General features: G+C 64.2%; 17 protein-coding genes. 14 read left to right on the top strand and 3 right to left on the bottom strand.

Going from position 1 to position 14,548, the window contains the following annotated elements; translation table 11 throughout:
* Positions 1–4: 4 nt before the first annotated feature.
* The 3 genes from ACRQ5Q_RS34815 to ACRQ5Q_RS34825 all read right to left on the bottom strand — a co-directional run bounded on the left by ACRQ5Q_RS34815 (position 5) and on the right by ACRQ5Q_RS34825 (position 2,375).
* Complete coding sequence (locus tag ACRQ5Q_RS34815) at positions 5–481, bottom strand: glutathione peroxidase (RefSeq protein WP_439370136.1); 477 nt, start codon at positions 479–481, stop codon at positions 5–7.
* Positions 482–484: 3 nt separating this feature from the next.
* Positions 485–1,885 carry an amidase family protein gene (locus ACRQ5Q_RS34820; RefSeq protein WP_439370137.1) on the bottom strand — a complete coding sequence of 467 codons (1,401 nt, stop codon included), beginning with the start codon at positions 1,883–1,885 and terminating at the stop codon, positions 485–487.
* A 232-nt stretch (positions 1,886–2,117) separates the two neighbouring features.
* The gene (locus tag ACRQ5Q_RS34825; protein ID WP_439394436.1) at positions 2,118–2,375 is read right to left on the bottom strand and encodes a DUF6894 family protein; all 258 of its coding nucleotides are present in this window, start codon (positions 2,373–2,375) and stop codon (positions 2,118–2,120) included.
* A gap of 261 nt (positions 2,376–2,636) precedes the next feature.
* Here ACRQ5Q_RS34825 and pqqA point away from each other — a divergent pair, with 261 nt between their 5' ends.
* From pqqA to ACRQ5Q_RS34895, 14 genes are all read left to right on the top strand, one after another.
* Positions 2,637–2,717: a pyrroloquinoline quinone precursor peptide PqqA gene (gene pqqA, locus ACRQ5Q_RS34830; RefSeq protein ID WP_007595659.1), complete on the top strand. Its 81-nt coding sequence runs from the start codon at positions 2,637–2,639 to the stop codon at positions 2,715–2,717.
* Between the two features lie 132 nt (positions 2,718–2,849).
* On the top strand, positions 2,850–3,779 hold the full coding sequence (gene pqqB, locus ACRQ5Q_RS34835) for a pyrroloquinoline quinone biosynthesis protein PqqB (RefSeq protein WP_439394438.1): 930 nt from the start codon (positions 2,850–2,852) through the stop codon (positions 3,777–3,779).
* 20 nt (positions 3,780–3,799) lie between these two features.
* A complete protein-coding gene (pqqC, locus tag ACRQ5Q_RS34840) occupies positions 3,800–4,555 on the top strand; it encodes a pyrroloquinoline-quinone synthase PqqC (protein ID WP_439370140.1) in 756 nt (251 codons plus the stop codon).
* A 12-nt stretch (positions 4,556–4,567) separates the two neighbouring features.
* A complete protein-coding gene (pqqD, locus tag ACRQ5Q_RS34845) occupies positions 4,568–4,879 on the top strand; it encodes a pyrroloquinoline quinone biosynthesis peptide chaperone PqqD (protein WP_439370141.1) in 312 nt (103 codons plus the stop codon).
* Positions 4,876–6,069 (top strand): pyrroloquinoline quinone biosynthesis protein PqqE, encoded by a 1,194-nt coding sequence (gene pqqE, locus ACRQ5Q_RS34850; protein WP_439394440.1) that lies wholly within the window; start codon positions 4,876–4,878, stop codon positions 6,067–6,069. Before pqqD ends, pqqE begins: the two co-directional genes overlap by 4 nt.
* Positions 6,059–7,045, top strand: coding sequence for a prolyl aminopeptidase (gene pip, locus ACRQ5Q_RS34855; RefSeq protein ID WP_439370143.1), 987 nt, complete (start codon positions 6,059–6,061; stop codon positions 7,043–7,045). Before pqqE ends, pip begins: the two co-directional genes overlap by 11 nt.
* Positions 7,046–7,071: 26 nt before the next feature.
* Positions 7,072–7,746 carry a hypothetical protein gene (locus ACRQ5Q_RS34860; RefSeq protein WP_439370144.1) on the top strand — a complete coding sequence of 225 codons (675 nt, stop codon included), beginning with the start codon at positions 7,072–7,074 and terminating at the stop codon, positions 7,744–7,746.
* Positions 7,747–7,984: 238 nt separating this feature from the next.
* Positions 7,985–9,784: an FAD-dependent oxidoreductase gene (locus ACRQ5Q_RS34865; RefSeq protein WP_439394442.1), complete on the top strand. Its 1,800-nt coding sequence runs from the start codon at positions 7,985–7,987 to the stop codon at positions 9,782–9,784.
* Positions 9,754–11,601 carry a 2-oxoacid:acceptor oxidoreductase subunit alpha gene (locus ACRQ5Q_RS34870; protein ID WP_439370146.1) on the top strand — a complete coding sequence of 616 codons (1,848 nt, stop codon included), beginning with the start codon at positions 9,754–9,756 and terminating at the stop codon, positions 11,599–11,601. Before ACRQ5Q_RS34865 ends, ACRQ5Q_RS34870 begins: the two co-directional genes overlap by 31 nt.
* Before the next feature lie 172 nt (positions 11,602–11,773).
* Complete coding sequence (locus ACRQ5Q_RS34875; protein ID WP_439370147.1) at positions 11,774–12,829, top strand: 2-oxoacid:ferredoxin oxidoreductase subunit beta; 1,056 nt, start codon at positions 11,774–11,776, stop codon at positions 12,827–12,829.
* A 183-nt stretch (positions 12,830–13,012) separates the two neighbouring features.
* Entirely contained in the window at positions 13,013–13,336 is a 324-nt protein-coding gene (locus ACRQ5Q_RS34880) for an ArsR/SmtB family transcription factor (protein WP_439394443.1), read from the top strand.
* Complete coding sequence (locus ACRQ5Q_RS34885; protein WP_439394445.1) at positions 13,333–13,752, top strand: SRPBCC family protein; 420 nt, start codon at positions 13,333–13,335, stop codon at positions 13,750–13,752. The genes ACRQ5Q_RS34880 and ACRQ5Q_RS34885 overlap by 4 nt, the downstream gene beginning before the upstream one ends.
* Before the next feature lie 40 nt (positions 13,753–13,792).
* Complete coding sequence (locus ACRQ5Q_RS34890) at positions 13,793–14,011, top strand: hypothetical protein (protein ID WP_439394447.1); 219 nt, start codon at positions 13,793–13,795, stop codon at positions 14,009–14,011.
* A 2-nt stretch (positions 14,012–14,013) separates the two neighbouring features.
* Positions 14,014–14,451, top strand: coding sequence for a DUF1801 domain-containing protein (locus tag ACRQ5Q_RS34895; RefSeq protein WP_439394449.1), 438 nt, complete (start codon positions 14,014–14,016; stop codon positions 14,449–14,451).
* Positions 14,452–14,548 lie beyond the last annotated feature (97 nt).

Here is a 14,548-nt window from a genome sequence, read left to right on the forward strand (position 1 = left end):
TCGCTCACAACAGTGTTTCGATTTGCTGCCGCAATCCTTCCGGCTTTGCGGTCGGCGCGTAGCGCGCGATCACCTTGCCGGCCCGGTCCACCAGGAATTTGGTGAAATTCCATTTGATGGAGGCGCCCAACAGGCCGGATTGCTGACGTTTCAGATACTCATACAACGGATGCGCCTTCGGCCCGTTGACGTCGATCTTCTCGAACAGGGGAAAAGTGACGTCGTAACGGGTCGAGCAGAATTCCCGGATCTCGCTCGCCTGCCCCGGCTCCTGCGCGCCGAACTGATTGCAGGGAAAGCCGAGCACGGAGAAGCCGCGCGGCGACAGATCGCGATAGAGATCCTCGAGGCCGCGATATTGCGGCGTGAAGCCGCATTTGCTCGCGGTGTTGACGATCAGGAGCACCTGTCCCTCGAACCGGCGCATGGGCACCTCCTCGCCCGCAAGCGAGTTGGCCTTGAAGTCGTAGATCACGGCCATCGCTTAAGCCACGGGGTCGATCGGCGACGGCGGCACGCCGCCGGCCTCGATCGCCTCGCCCGCGCGCAGGCAGAGGTCCTCGCGATAGCGACCGGAGACGATGTGCACGCCGACCGGCGCCTTGCCGACGAGGCCGGTGGAGACCACGAGGCCCGGCAGGCCCATGAAGGGAATCGCGATCTGCGGCAGCTGCGCTTCCCAGACGCGCTTGAAGGACGCCTCGTCCTTGCGGTCGAGATGATCGGGGAACGGCAATTCGCCGGAGACCGGCGTCAGCAGCACGGCGTATTTTTCGAAGAACAGCATCCAGTCGCGCGTCAGCGTAGCTCTTCGGGTCAGCGCCTTGGCGTAATTGGCCTGGTCCATCGGCGTCACCCTGCCGCGGTTGCCGCGCAGGCAGGCCAGCGCGCCGGGATCGCCCTCGCGCTCGGCCATCTCGAGCTGCGCCTCATAGCCGTCGCCGAGCCACAGCTTGATCTGCCACTCGACCGCTTCACGCATCGGCGGGGTGTCCCCGATCACGTCGACGGTCCAGCCCGCGCGCTCCAGGCGCTTGCCGGCATCGCTGACCGCCGCCTTCACCTCCGGTGTCGTGGCAAGGCCGTTCGGGTTGAGGCAAAGCGCAGCGCGTTTCGGCCGCGCCGGACCTTCGAGCGGCGCAGGGACATACCAGGGATCGCGGATGTCGCGGGCCGACATCGCTTCGAGCGAGATGCGCAGATCATTCACGGTGCGGGCCAGCGGGCCCGAGACCGCCATGATCTGAGGCCCGATCGGGCGCTCAGGCAGCGCCGGATTGAAGGCGGGAATGCGGCCCAGCGTCGGGCGCAGGCCGTGCACGCCGCAGGCATAGGCGGGATAGCGGATCGACCCGGCAATGTCGGTGCCATGGGCGATGTGGCCGATGCCGGCCGCGACCGCCGAGCCGGCGCCGCCGGAGGAGCCGCCCGGGGTCAGCGAGGCGTCGCGCGGGTTCTTGGTGTCGCCATGGACCAGGTTGGTGGTGAACCAGCGATAGGAGAAGGCCGGGCAGTTGGTGCGGCCGAGCAGGACGGCGCCGGCTTTGCGGAAATTGCCGACGACCGGATTGTCCTCGCGCGCGATCAGGTCGCGCTGCAGCTTGAGGCCGTTGGTGGTGGCAAAGCCCTCCTGGTCGACATTGGCCTTGATGGTGACGGGCACGCCGGCCAGCACACCGGGGTCCTCGCCCCTGGCAATGACGGCATCGACGGCGTCGGCCTGCTTGAGCACGTCCTCCGGCCGGTGGTCGATCACGGCATTGAGGGCCGGGTTGACCGCGTCCAGGCGGTCGAGGCCGGCCTTGGCGGCCTCCCGGGCGGACACTTTTTTGGACCTGACGAGGGTGGCGAGGTCGGCGGCCGACAGGCGCCAGAGATCTTGCATGGCTTGCTCCGTATGACCCGCGTCTTTTAGCGCCGGGAACGCGGCAAAGCCATGCGGATTTCGCAAGGGCAAAGGGGGTTTGGTGCCGGATGGTGCCTCATTCGCCGCCATTGCGAGGAGCCTTTGCGACGAAAACAATCCAGACTGCCTCCGCGGAGGGATTCTGGATTGCTTCGCTACGCTCGCAATGACGGTGGAGAGAGTGGCGCGCTCCTTACCCGAGCATGGGCCTCTAATGCCGCGTCACCGACGGGTCCGGCATGTCCAGCAGCGCCTCGGTGAAGGGAAACTCCAGCACGATATCGCCGTCGGAATCGGTGACCTCGATGACCGCCTCCAGCAGCGCCGGCTGGGTTCCTTCCGATTTCAGGACCTCCAGGATCATCTGGCGGGCGACCTCCGAGGCGCGATCGGGATTGCGAAGGTCCTCGCCGTCAGGATCCACGATCAATTCGTCGCCGATACGGGTGTTGAAGAAATATCTGGGCATGCATGATCCAATGGGGTCGCCTGTAGCCGATTGAAAGCCGTTCCATACTCACAACTGGGTTATCCCGACAGGGATCACGACCTATCGGCTATTTTGCGGATGTCATTCGCTCATCTTTACGGCCGCAATACGCTCTCTTTGCAACGCAACAATCCCGCCGGTCTACTACCTAGGTCGGGAAAATTTCACTGGCGAACTTTTCGGCCCGCATTAATTTATCTGCGGGCGGATACGTCCGAATTCGCGAAAATGGAGAGCCAAATGGCCTGGAAAGCCCCGAAGATCGTCGAAGTGCCCTGCGGCATGGAAATCAACATGTATGTGAGCGCCACCCGCAAGTAAGCGGTTGGTGTGTACGCGTTCTGCGCAGGTGGTTCTTGCGGTCGAGCACTTTCGGTCACGACGCGTTGCCGGAAGGTAGATTTGGTGTCGGCCTGAGTTCCACCTCGCGACGTTGCCTCCAGGAGACGGATCATGCTTCGCGTCGTCGTCCTGGGCGCAGGGGCCGGCGGCGGAGTGCCGCAATGGAATTGCGGTTGCGAGGGCTGCCGCGCGGCCCGTGCGAATGGACAAGGGCTCCATCGAACCCAGGCCTCGGTTGCCTTCAGTGGCGACGGCGAGCACTGGTTCCTGATCAACGCCTCGCCCGATCTCCGCCAGCAATTGAACGCCACGCCGCAGCTGCATCCGAAGGCCGGCGCGCTGCGCCATACGCCGGTTGCGGGCGTGATCCTGACCAACGGCGAAGTCGATGCCGTGGCCGGCCTGCTGTCGATGCGCGAAGGCTCGCCCTTCACGGTCTATGCCCATGAGAAGGTGCTGGCGATCCTGAAGAGCAACAGCATCTTCAACGTGCTGAACGAGAAGAACGTCAAGCGCCAGGCGATCGGAATAGGCGAGCCGTTCGAGCCGCGGCTGCCTGACGGCGCCCGCACAGGGCTCGAGGTGCTGCCCTTCGCCGTGCCCGGCAAATCGGCCTGGTATCTCGAAGGCAAGGCCCATCCCGGCGGCGAGACCGGCGACGGCGATACGCTGGGGCTGAAGATCACCGACAAGGCCACCGGCAAGTGCTTCTACTTCATTGCCGCCTGCGCCGAGGTCACCGACGCGCTGAGGGCCGAGATCGATGGCGCCGCGCTGGTGTTCTTCGACGGCACGGTGTGGCAGGACGACGAGATGATCAAGGCCGGGCTCGGCCACAAGACCGGCAAGAGCATGGGCCATGTCGCGATGTCCGGCGCGGACGGTGCGATCGCGCGGCTCGCCGATCTCGATATCGACAGGAAGATATTTCTGCATATCAATAACTCGAACCCGGCGCTGCTGCCCGGCTCAAGCGAGCGAAAAGCGGTCGAACAGGCGGGCTGGCAGATACCTGGGGATGGAACGGAGATCGTGCTGTGAATGCCGCGTCAATAACTGGAATGACCGCGCTCTCGATCGGCAAGGACATCAGGCTCGCGAGCGCCGAGGAACTGGAGGCGATGCTGCGCCACATCGGAGCTACGCGCTATCACAGCCTGCATCCGTTCCATAAGCTGTTGCACGGCGGCAAGCTGAACAAGGGCCAGGTGCAGGCCTGGGCCCTCAACCGCTACTATTACCAGAGCACGATCCCGATCAAGGACGCGGTGGTGATCTCGCGCTTCCGCGACCGCGCCACGCGCGTGGAATGGCGCCACCGCATCGAGGACCATGACGGCGACGTCGGCTCCGAGGGCGGCATCGAGCGCTGGCTGAAGCTGACCGAAGGGCTCGGCCTCGACACCGCGTACGTGGAATCCACCGAAGGCATCCTGCCCGCGACGCGTTTCGCGGTGGAAGCCTACGTGCACTACTGCCGCGAAAAAAGCCCGCTGGAGGCGATCGCCTCGTCGCTCACCGAGCTGTTCGCGCCGAACCTGCATGAAGAGCGCATCTCCGGCATGCTGGCGCATTACGACTTCGTCAATCCTGATATCATGAGCTACTTCAAGCGGCGGCTGACCCAGGCGCCGCGCGACGCCAATTTCGCGCTCGACTACGTCAAGGCGCACGCCACGACGCCGGAGCAGCGCGCGCTCGTGTGCAACGCGCTGATCTTCAAGACCAACGTGCTGTGGGTGCAGTTAGATGCGCTCCAGCACGCCTATGTCGAGGGCCACATTCCGCCGGGCGCGTTCGTGCCCGAAGCGAGCTGAGGGATTAGAGTTATGGCCGGGCCGCGAAACATCAGCGTCAGCGAGGCAAGCCGCCCGTTGCTGCCGCGGCATGCCAGGCTGAAATATGACGAGACGCGGAAGGTCTGGGTCATTCTCGCGCCCGAACGCGTGCTGGCGCCCGACGAGATCGCGGTCGAGGTCTTGCAGCTCTGCAATGGCGAGCGCAATGTCGGCGACGTCGCGGATCAACTGGCGGCGAAGTACGCCGCACCGCGCGAGGCGATCCTGGCCGACGTCATCGTCATGCTGCAGGATCTCGCCGACAAGGGCTTCCTCACCGAGGCCCGGGAGAAGACGTCATGAGCGACGTGCTCGGCAACATCCCGCCCGGGACCAGCGACGGCCTCGCCGTGCTGGAGAAGCAGCGCTCGACGGCGGAGACTTTCGGCATCCCGCTCGCCGTGCTGCTGGAGATCACCCATCGCTGCCCGCTGCAATGCCCCTACTGCTCCAACCCGGTCGAGCTCGACCGTTCGGGCAAGGAGCTGACCACGGAGGAATGGAAGAAGGTGCTGAGCGAGCTCGCCGAGATCGGCGTGCTGCAGGTGCATTTCTCCGGTGGCGAGCCCACCGCACGCAAGGACCTCGTCGAGCTGGTCAAGCATGCGAGCGACGCCGGCCTCTACACCAATCTCATCACCTCGGCCGTGTTGCTGACACGCGAGAAGCTCAGCGATCTCGCCGACGTCGGGCTCTGCCACGTCCAGATCTCTTTCCAGGGCGTCGAGGAAGGCCTCGCCGATCGTGTCGCCGGCTACAAGAACGGCCATCGCAAGAAGCTCGAGGTCGCGAAATGGACGCGCGAGCTCGACCTGCCGCTCACCGTGAACGCGGTGATGCATCGGCAGAACCTGCACCAGCTTCCCGAGATCATCCAGATGGCGCTGGATCTCGATGCCGACCGGCTCGAGGTCGCCAATGTGCAATATTACGGCTGGGCGCTGAAGAACCGCGCCGCCTTGATGCCGACCGTGGCGCAACTCGATGAGTGCACCCGCCTCGTCGAGGAAGCGCGCGAACGGCTGAAGGGCCGGCTGACCATCGACTACGTCGTGCCCGACTATTACGCGCTGCGGCCGAAGAAATGCATGGGCGGCTGGGGCCGGCAGTTCTTCAACATCTCGCCCGCCGGCAAGGTGCTGCCGTGCCACGCCGCCGAGAGCATCACGGGGCTCGATTTCGAATCCGTCCGCTCCAACCATTCGATCGCCTGGATCTGGCAGAACTCGGACGCCTTCAACCGCTATCGCGGCACCGGCTGGATGAAGGAGCCGTGCAAGTCTTGCGAATTCCGCGAGATCGATTTCGGCGGCTGCCGCTGCCAGGCCTTCGCGCTGACCGGCGATGCCACCAACACCGATCCGGCCTGCGCGCTGTCGCCGCTGCACGAGACCATCTTCAAGCAGGCCGAGCGCGAGGCCGAGGGCGAGACCAACCGCTTCCTGTATCGCAACTTTGCCGGCGGCACCCTGGAATCCGAGAATGACGCCTGACGCCGACGCAGGCACAGCGGTCAGGCGTGCCGATCCCTTTGCGCCGCTGACCTCCGACATGCTCGACGTCGGCGGGGGCCATGAGCTCTATGTCGAGAGCATCGGCCGCGCGGACGGAATCCCTGCGGTCTATCTGCATGGCGGGCCCGGCAGCGGCTGCCAGCCCGATCATCGCCGGCTGTTCGACCCCGACCGGTTCTGCGCGGTGCTGTTCGACCAGCGCGGCTGCGGCCGCAGCCGTCCCAAGGGATCACGCGAGCACAACACCACGGCGCATCTGATTGCCGACATGGAGAAGATCCGCGAGAAGTTCGGCTTCGAGCGCTGGATGGTGGTCGGCGGCTCCTGGGGCGCGACGCTGGCGCTGGCGTATGCAGAAGCGCATCCCGAGCGCGTGTCGGGCATCGCGCTCCGTGCAACCTTCCTGGGCACGCGGGCCGAGGTCGTGACGGCCTTCACGACGCGCCTGTCGCAATTCTATCCCGCGCTTTACGAGGACTTCCTCAGCGTTCTGCCACCAGAGGAGCGGGACCAGCCGGTAGACGCCTGTTGGCGCCGCATCCTCGATGCCGACCCGGCCGTGCACGGCCCGGCGGCGAAGGCCTGGCACGACACCGAGCGCATCTTGTCCGAGCACAAGCCCGCGAGGACGCGGCTCGACCTCGCCTCGCTGAACGTCTGGCGCACATTGCCCGCGACACCGTTCATGGAAGCGCATTATTTCGTCAACGACGGCTTCATGACCGCAGAGCAGCTGCTGCAGAATGCGGGCAGGCTCGAAGGCATTCCCGGCATCATCGTCCAGGGCCGCTATGACCTGTTGTGCCCGCCTGAGACATCGCATGCCCTTGCGAAAGTCTGGCCCGGTTCCGAGATTCGGATCGTGGAAGAAGCCGGCCATTCGCTCTATGATGGCGGCGTGAGGGACGCGGTCATGAAGTCGATCGCGGATCTTGCTTCGAAGGCCGCGCGCTGAGGCGCGATAACAGGACAACAAGAACAATGCCGCTCGCCGGGAAAGGCATGCTGCTGACGTCGATGAACATCGACGCCGCCGATGAAGCCGAGCTCAATCGCTGGTACGATCGCGAGCATCTGGAAGAGCGGGTCGCGATCGAGGGTTTCCTGGAAGCGCGGCGCTATGTCGCGCATGCCGCCAATCCAAAGTATCTCTGCCTCTATTCGACAGCGACGCTCGACGTGCTCGACAGCCCCGACTACAAGGCGCGGCTCGCCAACCCGACCGACTGGTCGCGGCAGACCATGGCGCGTTTCAAGGACATGCTGCGCGTCGTGGCCCGCATCACGATCAGCAACGGCACCGGGCGCGGGGCGGCGCTCGGGGTGGTGCGGCTGCGGCCGACGCCCGAGAATGCCGCAGTATGGCGTGACGCACTGCAAGAAAGGCTGGCGCCGGAAAATCACGCCGGCATCATCTCGATGCATCTGCTCGAGAGCGAGCCGGAATTGTCGGGCGCAACGCCTGAGATTCCGGCCGTGCGCCACGAAGGTGCACGCGACTGGTTCGTCCTGATCGACGGCACGCATGTCGGTGCGGTCTCGGCAGTCATCGCCGAGCGCTTCACCGGTCCCGCAGCGGCGCCGTTCCTGCTTCCCGTCTCGGTCGGCACCTACTGTCTGATGTGGGACCTCGCAAAGAGCGACATCGCGCGCTGAAGCAGCCATCTGCATCGCAACATATTGCACCGCACCCACACGTCGCGCGGCGCGTTAATGCTGTGCACGCGCAGCTCCCATGAAAGCAGGTCATCACCCAAATTTGCCGTTGTGCTTCGGACTGGTTCTAATAAGCTAACCCAATGACGTCATTCAGAAACCAGATCGACGCACAATAAGCGTCCGAGAAGCTCAGAAGAGGCCGCCGGGTCTTTGAGCCTGCGCGGACAGGGTAGGAATGAAACCGACCGATATCGCGGCCCCCGACTACTTTCACAAAGTGGTCGATTGCCAGTGGGCCTGTCCTGCGCACACCCCGGTTCCCGAATACATCCGACTGATCGCACAAGGCCGCTACAGCGACGCCTACATGATCAATTGGAAATCGAACGTGTTTCCCGGAATTCTGGGACGCACCTGCGATCGTCCCTGCGAGCCGGCGTGCCGCCGCGGACGCGTAGAGGAAAATCCGGTGGCGATCTGCCGCCTCAAGCGCGTCGCTGCCGACTTCAAGGACGACATCAAGCAGCGTCTGCCGCGCCCCTCGCCGAAGAACGGCAAGCGTGTTGCCCTTGTAGGCGGCGGTCCGGCGTCGTTGACCGTTGCACGCGATCTCGCGCCGCTCGGCTACCATTGCACCGTGTTCGACGGCGATCCCGAAGCCGGCGGCATGATGCGCTCGCAGATCCCGAAATTCCGCCTGCCCAATTCTGTGATCGACGAGGAGACCGGCTACATCCTCAACCTTGGTGTCGACTTCAAGGGCGGCCATCGCATCGAAAGCATGAAGTCGCTGCTGGCAGAGAAATACGACGCGATCTTCGTCGGCTCCGGCGCGCCGCGCGGCCGCGAGCTCGAAATTCCCGGCCGGAAAGAGGCCGCCGCGAACATCCATATCGGCATCGAATGGCTGGCCAACGTGTCGTTCGGCCATGTCGACAAGATCGGAAAGCGCGTCATCGTGCTCGGCGGCGGCAACACCGCGATGGATTGCTGCCGAACCGCGCGCCGGCTCGGCGGCGAGAAAGTCACGGTGGTCGTGCGTTCCGGCTTCGACGAAATGAAGGCCTCGCCCTGGGAGAAGGAAGACGCGATCCACGAGGACATCCCGATCCTCAACTACATGGTGCCGGTGGCATTCAAGCATGTCGCCGGCAAGCTGATCGGCGTCACTTTCGAGCACGTCAAAGCCGAATACGACGCCAAAGGCCGCCGTAATCTGGTGCCTTCGGGCGATCCCGATCAGACCATTCCCTGCGACGACGTGCTGGTCGCGGTCGGCCAGGAGAATGCCTTCCCCTGGATCGAGCAGGATTGCGGCATCGAATTCGACAAATGGCACATGCCCAAGGTCGACCCGAGGACGTTCGTCTCGACCAATCCAAAGGTTTTCTTCGGCGGCGACGCCGCATTCGGGCCGAAGAACATCATCTGGGCGGTCGCACACGGCCATGACGCCGCGCTGTCGATCCACAAGATGCTCTCGGGCGAAGACATCACCGAACGTCCGCTGCCAGAGGTGCAAATCTCCTCGCAGAAGATGGGCATCCACGAATGGAGCTATGACAACGACATTTCCAACGACAAGCGCTTCAAGGTGCCACATCGCGACAAGGTCGTCGCGCTGAAGGACATCCGCGCCGAAGTCGAACTCGGCTACGACGTCAAGCTGGCGCTCGGCGAGGCGCATCGCTGCCTGAACTGCGACGTCCAGACGGTGTTCTCGACCTCGCTCTGCATCGAGTGCGATGCCTGCGCCGACATCTGCCCGATGGACTGCATCACCTTCACCAACAATGGTGAGGAAGACGATCTGCGCCAGCGCCTGAAAGCGCCCTCGCCGCACCCGGAGCAGGACCTCTACGTCTCCAGCGACCTCAAAACCGGGCGGGTGATGGTGAAGGACGAGGATGTCTGTCTGCATTGCGGGCTGTGCGCCGAGCGCTGTCCCACCGGAGCCTGGGACATGCAGAAATATTTCATCGATATGACTCACGCAGGTTCGACATGTCCGACAAAAAGCCGATCAGCAGCGTAAACGACTTCGTCGTCCGCTTCGCCAACGTCAACGGCTCGGGCTCGGCCAGCGCCAACGAGATGTTCGCGCGCGCCATCCTGCGTCACGGCGTGCCGGTGTCCCCGCGCAACATCTTCCCCTCCAACATCCAGGGCCTGCCGACCTGGTACGAGGTGCGGGTGACGGAAGCGGGTCATCTCGGCGCCCGCGGCGGCGTCGACCTGATGGTGGCGATGAATCCGCAGACCTGGGACAAGGACGTCGCCGGCATCGAGCCGGGCGGCTACCTGTTCTACGATTCCACCAAGCCGATGCCGTCGACGAAATTCCGCGACGACATCACCGTGATCGGCGTGCCGCTCACCGCGATCACCAACTCGACCTACACCGATCCGCGCCAGCGCCAGCTGTTCAAGAACATCATCTATCTGGGCAGCCTCTCGGCGCTGCTCGACATGGACCCGAAGCTGATCGAGCAGCTGATCGGCGAGCAGTACAAGGGCAAGGAGAAGCTGCTCTCCTCCAACGTCCACGCGCTGCATCTCGGCCGCGACTGGGCGCTGCAGAATCTGAAATGCCCGATCGGGCTCAGGGTGAAGAAGTCCGACAAGGTCGGCGACCGCATCTTCATCGAGGGCAACAGCGCCGCCGCGCTCGGCGCCGTCTATGGCGGCGCCACCGTGTGCGCCTGGTATCCGATCACACCGTCATCGTCGGTGGCGGAGGCCTTCACGGCCCACTGCAAGAAGTACCGGCACGATCCGGAGACCGGCAAGGCGAAATACGCGATCGTGCAGGGCGAGGACGAGCTGGCCTCGATCGGCATCGTCATCGGCGCCTCCTGGAACGGCGCCCGCGCCTTCACCGCGACCTCGGGCCCCGGCATCTCGCTGATGACGGAGTTCATCGGCCTCTCCTACTTCGCCGAGATTCCCGCGGTGATCATGAACATCCAGCGCGCCGGCCCCTCCACGGGCATGCCGACCCGCACCCAGCAATGCGACATCATCGCCTGCGCCTATGCTTCGCATGGCGACACCAAGCATGTGCTGCTGTTCCCGGAAGACCCGGCCGAAGCGTTCGAGTTCGCGGCGGCTTCCTTCGATCTCGCCGAGCGTCTCCAGACCACGATCTTCCTGATGCTCGACCTCGACATCGGCATGAATCATCGGCTCTGCCGGCCGCTGAAGTGGGATGACGCAAGGCAATACGACCGCGGCAAGATCATGACCGCGGAGATGCTCGAGGAAGGCCGCGACTTCGGCCGCTATCTCGACGTCGACGGCGACGGCATTCCCTATCGCACCTATCCCGGCACCCATCCGACCAAGGGCTCCTATTTCACCCGGGGCACCTCGCGCGACCGTTATGCGCGTTACTCGGAGGAAGGCACGGTGTACGCGGACAACATGCAGCGGCTGGTGCGCAAGTTCGAGACCGCGCAGGACCTGGTGCCGCGGCCGCTGCAGGCCAATGCGGAACGGCCGACCAAATATGGCGTGATCTATTTCGGTTCGACCTCGCCGGCGATGGACGAGGCGATCGGCCTGCTGGAGGCGCGCGGGCATCAGCTCGATCGCCTGCGCATCCGCGCGTTCCCGTTCCATTCGAGCGTGGCGAGCTTCCTCGCCGAGCACGACTTCGTTTATGTCGTCGAGCAGAACCGCGACAGTCAGCTGCGCCAGCTCATCGTGAACGAGAATGGCATCGACCCCGTCCGGCTCGTTCCGATCGTGCATTACGACGGCACGCCGATCACCGCCCGTTTCATCGCAAAAGCCATTGGCGACCACCAGGATCACCTCAAGGTGACCCCCCTCCGCAAGGCCGTGTCATGATGGCAAACTGGATCCACATCGTCATTGCGAGCGCAGCGAAGCAATCCAGACTGCCTCCGTGGAAAGACTCTGGATTGCTTCGCTGCGCTCGCAATGACCGAGTGTGGTTGCGACAGCCCGGCCGCGTGCAAAGAGACGTCGGATTGCGGCAAGGGAGCAGAGAGAAACGGTCATGACCTACATCGCAAAGCCGAAATTCCATCACCCCGGCCTGAAGAAGAACACGCTCGGCTACACGCATCGCGACTACGAGGGCAAGATCTCGACGCTGTGCGCCGGCTGCGGCCACGATTCGATCACAGCCTCGATCATCGAGGCCTGCTACGAGCTCTCGATCGAGCCGCATCGGGTGGCAAAAATCTCCGGCATCGGCTGCTCGTCGAAGACGCCGGACTATTTCCTCGGCAATTCGCACGGCTTCAACTCCGTGCACGGCCGCATGCCCAGCGTGCTGACCGGCGCCAACCTCGCCAACCGCGACCTGATCTATCTCGGGGTCTCCGGCGACGGCGATTCCGCCTCGATCGGCTTCGGCCAGTTCGCGCATTCGATCCGGCGCGGCGTCAACATGACCTATATCGTCGAGAACAACGGCGTCTACGGCCTGACCAAGGGCCAGTTCTCGGCCACCGCCGACCGCGGCTCGAAGAGCAAGAAGGGCGTCACCAACACCGACAACGCCATCGACCTCGTCGCGATCGCGCTGCAACTCGGCGCAACCTTCGTGGCGCGCTCGTTCTCCGGCGACAAGGCCCAGCTGGTGCCGCTGATCGCGGCCGCGATCGGCCACAAGGGCGCGTCCTTCATCGACGTCATCAGCCCCTGCATCGCCTTCAACAACCACGCCGGCTCGACCAAGAGCTTCGACTATGTGCGAGAGCACAATGATGCCGTGAACCGGCTCGACGTGCTGGTCGGCCGCGATCCGATCGCGGTGGACTACGCGCCAGGCACGGTGCAAGTGGTCGAGCAGCATGACGGCAGCAAGATCGCGCTGCGCAAGATCGATGCCGACTACGATCCGCATGACCGGTTAGGGGCTCAGACCTTCCTCGCGAAGCACGCCGCCAAGGGCCAGATCGTCACCGGCCTGCTCTATGTCGACCCCGACGCCGATGACCTGCACGAGCACCTCAATACGGTCGAGACCCCGCTCAACACGCTGGAAGCGGACACCCTGTGCCCGGGCTCGGCGGTGCTGGACAAGATCAACGCCAGCCTGCGCTGATCAGTTACCGGCAACTGGGAGGAGAGAACCCCACCCGGCGCTTCGCGCCGACCTCCCCCGCAAGCGGGAGAGGTGAGGCGGAGCGCGTGGATGCCCTTCCCAACCCATCTCCGGTCCCACTTGACTTACCCATAACCCAACGGTTATGAATTAAACCCATAACCTTCGAGTTATGGATTCTCCATGTCCGCCGCCCACGACCTCCTGTTCAGGACTCTGGCCGATCCGACCCGGCGGGCGATCTTCGAGCGGCTGTGCCGAGAGGGCGAGCAGACGGTCGGGGCCCTGACGCTGCGATCCGGCGTTTCCCAGCCGGCGGTGTCGAAACATCTCGGCGCGCTGAAGCAGGCGGGCCTCGTGCGCGACCGCCATGAGGGACGCCAGACCCATTACAGCGCGCAGCCCGGCGCGCTCGATCCGCTGGTCGACTGGACCAGCCAGATGACCGGCTTCTGGCAGAACCGGCTCGATGCACTCGATGATCTCCTGAAGAGGATGGACCAATGACCGAGACCAGATCCGTCGTCGTCGAGCGCGAATTTGCCTTTCCGCCGGAGCGGCTGTGGCGCGCGCTGACGCAGCCGCACCTGATCGAGGAGTGGCTGATGAAGAACGACTTCAAGCCCGAGATCGGCCATCGCTTCAACCTGCGCGGCGAATGGGGCGGCGTGCTGGACTGCGAGGTGCTCACCATCGAGCCGCAGAAGACGCTCGCCTGTACCTGGAATTTCTCGCACGAGGACGCGGCGTTCGACCTCAGAAGCGTCGTGACCTTCACGCTGACGCCGACCGGCGCGGGCACACATCTACGCGTCGAGCAGGCAGGCTTCAGGGCGACGCAGAAGCAGGCCTATGGCGGCGCGCATGCCGGCTGGAAGCAGTTCTTCAACAAGCTCGACGAGCTGCTGGCGCGGGCTGACTAGCTCGCCGGCGTCTTCCATAGATTTTCCAAAGGAGATCCCAATGAGCACGAACATGTGGATTCGGCAGATCCATCGCTGGCTGTCGATGGCATTCACGGTCGCAGTCATCGCCAACGTCGTCGCCATGACGATCCAGGTGCAGGCCATAGGGATCGACCTGCTCGCGCTCGTTCCGCTGCTCCCGCTGCTCGCGACCGGGCTCTATCTGTTCGCGCTGCCGTATCTTGGCCGCCGCGACGGCGCGCGGCAAGAGGCGTGATCATGAAGAAGGCCGTGACCGCAAAGAAGAGCGCGAATGACGCGAGCAGCGCGTCACCATCAAAACTGATCGACGGCAGGATCAGGGAGCTCGGCGACTGGCGCGGCGAGATGCTGGCGCGGGTCCGCGGCCTGATCAGGGAAGCGGACCCTGACGTCGCCGAGGAATGGAAATGGCGCGGCGTTCCCGTGTGGGAGCACGACGGCATCATCTGTACCGGTGAGACCTACAAGGACGTGGTGAAGCTGACTTTCGCCAAGGGCGCGGCGCTGGATGATCCCGGGGGCCTGTTCAATTCAAGCCTCGAGGGCAATGTGCGCCGCGCGATCGATATTCGCGAGGGCGAGAAGATCAACGAAAAGGCGTTGAAGGCGCTGATCCGGGCGGCGGTGGCGCTGAATGCGTCCAGGAAGAAGCCGGCCAAGGAGCGGCGGGCGTAGAGCAACCGTTATGCAGCTCGAATGCCTTCCTTCTCCTCTTGGAGAAGGTGGCGCGAAGCGCCGGATGAGGGGTCTGCATCGGCACGGGAAAGTGCGG

It is taken from the genome of Bradyrhizobium sp. PMVTL-01 (genome assembly GCF_051861855.1).
Taxonomy (GTDB): Bacteria; Pseudomonadota; Alphaproteobacteria; order Rhizobiales; family Xanthobacteraceae; genus Bradyrhizobium.